The 2702-nt window shown below is 48.7% G+C and carries 3 protein-coding genes; all 3 read right to left on the bottom strand.

Going from position 1 to position 2702, the window contains the following annotated elements:
• Nucleotides 1-183 precede the first annotated feature (183 nt).
• From AB7D94_RS16925 to AB7D94_RS16915, 3 genes are read right to left on the bottom strand one after another with little or no spacing between them, the layout of a single operon-like run.
• Entirely contained in the window at nt 184-804 is a 621-nt protein-coding gene (locus AB7D94_RS16925) for a hypothetical protein (protein WP_420267245.1), read from the bottom strand.
• Nucleotides 801-1601, bottom strand: a complete 801-nt coding sequence (locus AB7D94_RS16920) for a methyltransferase domain-containing protein (protein ID WP_420267244.1) — start codon at nt 1599-1601, stop codon at nt 801-803. Before AB7D94_RS16920 ends, AB7D94_RS16925 begins: the two co-directional genes overlap by 4 nt.
• An 8-nt stretch (nt 1602-1609) precedes the next feature.
• Nucleotides 1610-2419, bottom strand: coding sequence for a cytochrome c biogenesis CcdA family protein (locus tag AB7D94_RS16915; protein ID WP_420267243.1), 810 nt, complete (start codon nt 2417-2419; stop codon nt 1610-1612).
• Nucleotides 2420-2702 lie beyond the last annotated feature (283 nt).

Here is a 2702-nt window from a genome sequence, read left to right as displayed (position 1 = left end):
AAAAGGGGGGGGGGCTGCTTTACTATTGTGACACAGTCTGCAAGCCGGAATGACAAAAAATAAGGGCGGTAACAAAAATAAGGGCGGCGACAAAAATAAGGGAGACAATTTCTAATGTGTTTGCCCTAGTGAACAGCTTAGTCAAACAGATTATTGGTATTAAATCCGAATCTCTTCGGCATTTCAGGCGCTTACAAGATAATCCTTAAACCCTGAGCACACCTTAGCGGCCTTATCCTCATCGCCACAGCAATATACGACAACAGGGCCGTCGTCAAAGACAAACTCAACCGCGTAAACATGTTGTGCCACCCCTAAGCCCGGTATTACTGTGCCGTGCTGTAGCGCGATTTTCTCTACAAAGGCCACGCCATCGGGATTTCCCACCTCTATCTTCACATGCGCTACTGCGACATCTCTTAACTGGCTTAGTGTCCTGAGAATCCTCTTCTTACGAAAGACTCCCTTTATGGCAATGGCCGCGATAGCTTTTTCGTTATTGAGAAAAACAGCAAGTGCTGGCCTTTTAAAGATAAACAGCCAACTGAGGGGATAAAAAACGGCAAATAAGACGGCAGTGACCGCATAGTGAATGTAATTCAGACGGCCTGAGAGGGCGAAAGCGGCAAAATAAGAGCAAGCCGCCCCAGCGGCAACAAACGCCGAGGCCACCTCTCTATTATATACGCCGCTATGTAAGACGCTCCTTTTTTCGGCCTTAAAGGACTCTGTCTTAAATATCAACGACCCGCTGATAATCTCAAACGTGTAGTCCTGCGATTCCTTATTAACAGTATTATTCATATTTGGGGGGCACTCTTGCTGACCCTGATAATTTGAAAGAGGGCAAATGTGTCTTTCATCATGCCCTGAGGTATTATTTTTTCTATTGCGCGCAGGTATTTAAAGACCCGCACGGGGGCAAGCGCCCGATAAGACACCCCACCAGACAGCAGGTAAAGCGCTATATCGAAATATCTGATTTCCACATCGTTAAGACAGGGGAAACCCTCGTTGAACAATTCCCTGTCTCTATCAAACACAATCCACGGCAGGGCGGAGTTAGAGCCACTCATGCGCCCGTCGTTGGGAAACTGCCAACCCCAGCCGGGCTGGCAGTTTTCGTGGTGCAGATACCGCCAGACAAAGCGCGCGAATCGGGACATGGCCGGCTCTACCATCAGCGCCACACCGCCCGGCATTAAACACCTGTTGAGCTCCGATAGAAAACGCCGCGCATCGCTTATGTGGTGAAGGGTATTGAGGCAGTAAACCGCCCTTAGACTACCGTCGGCAAATGACAGCGCCACCGCGTCTTCCACCCGGTCAATATGGGTATTAATAACAGTGTCAGAGGTAATTATATCCGGATAAACTGTCTTAATCAGCCCTGCCCCCGACCCTAACTCAAGGGCTACGCCGCCAAGGTGGGCGGTCTCAGCCTCAACCTCACCCACGGCATTGAAATAGATTTCATACCACTTCAGAAGAAATGGTTTATTTAGAATAATCCGGCGGTGTATTTCCATCGCTTGGGGGCTGTCGAGGTCTATACCACGCGCCTCAGCAAGCATCAGAATTTTTTTTATATGGCCAATCACGTGCGCTCCTACAGGGATATTGAAGAGAGTTTGCCTGTCAGCAGTAACAACCCCATCGCCATAAGAATGAGGCCGCCGGTGAATTCCACGGCTGCGAAGAACTTGCCGAATTTCCTCACAAAACTAATAAAACCCGTCCAGAACAGCCCCGCAATGAAAAAAGGTATCCCAAGTCCCACGGAAAACAAGGCAAGAAGCGCCATGCCATGATATACGGTCTCCTGCCCCGAAGCCAAAAGCAAAATAGCGCCAAGCACCGGCCCTATGCACGGACTCCAGCCCGCGCCAAAAGTTAGTCCCACCAAAAAGGCGCTGAACATGCCAGCCCCCGTGCTCCTTTGTGTCTTGAGCTGCCGGTACAGCAGCAGGTGTGCCTGAAACAGATAGAGCGCTGTGATTAAAACCCACGCCCCGGCAATCGTAATGAATGTCTCTCTCTCTATCAGCCCAAAACACAACGCCGATACAAAAAGAAGTCCCGCACCGGAGAATATCTTTAAGAAATCATCCCTTAGAAAGAGATTGGTAAAGTGAAGGCCGAAGAATATGACCATAGCGCCGCCAACTCTGGAGATGACCTGCTGATAGTCAGAAAAAAGCTGCCCAATGGCGGTGGCCGTCGCCCCCATTATGATAAATACGAGCGAAAACCCTCCGATGAAAAACAATATAGGTATCAGGGATTGAATCCGGGTACCGGGGGCGTCGGCATCCGCCTCCGTGATAAAAGACAGATACGCGGGTACAATCGGCAAAACACACGGAGACAGAAAAGCCACTATCCCTGCCGTAAAAGCCGATACATGCGTTATCTCCACCAATACATCCTCCTTGTGTTTTCCAATCCTTTCACCTTTGTGCCCAACCTTCCACCTTGTCCTTATACTAAGTTGCAATCATATAAGTAAGAAGATTTCTATATCAATCGAATCATCCTGAGCCTGTCGAAGAATGCTCCTTTTACTACCGCAACACGGCATTAGTGCGTTACTACCCCGACTGGATTGTATTGTGTCAGACGATGTTTTGTCAAGGATTGGAATCCACCTGTAATACCAAAATAGAAATGTCCTATTCTACCAAAGTAGAAATGTCCTAAAG

The sequence above is a fragment of the Candidatus Magnetominusculus dajiuhuensis genome, from assembly GCF_046044395.1.
Lineage (GTDB): Bacteria > Nitrospirota > Thermodesulfovibrionia > Thermodesulfovibrionales > Magnetobacteriaceae > Magnetominusculus > Magnetominusculus dajiuhuensis.
This window is presented reverse-complemented; position numbering and strand designations above follow the sequence as displayed.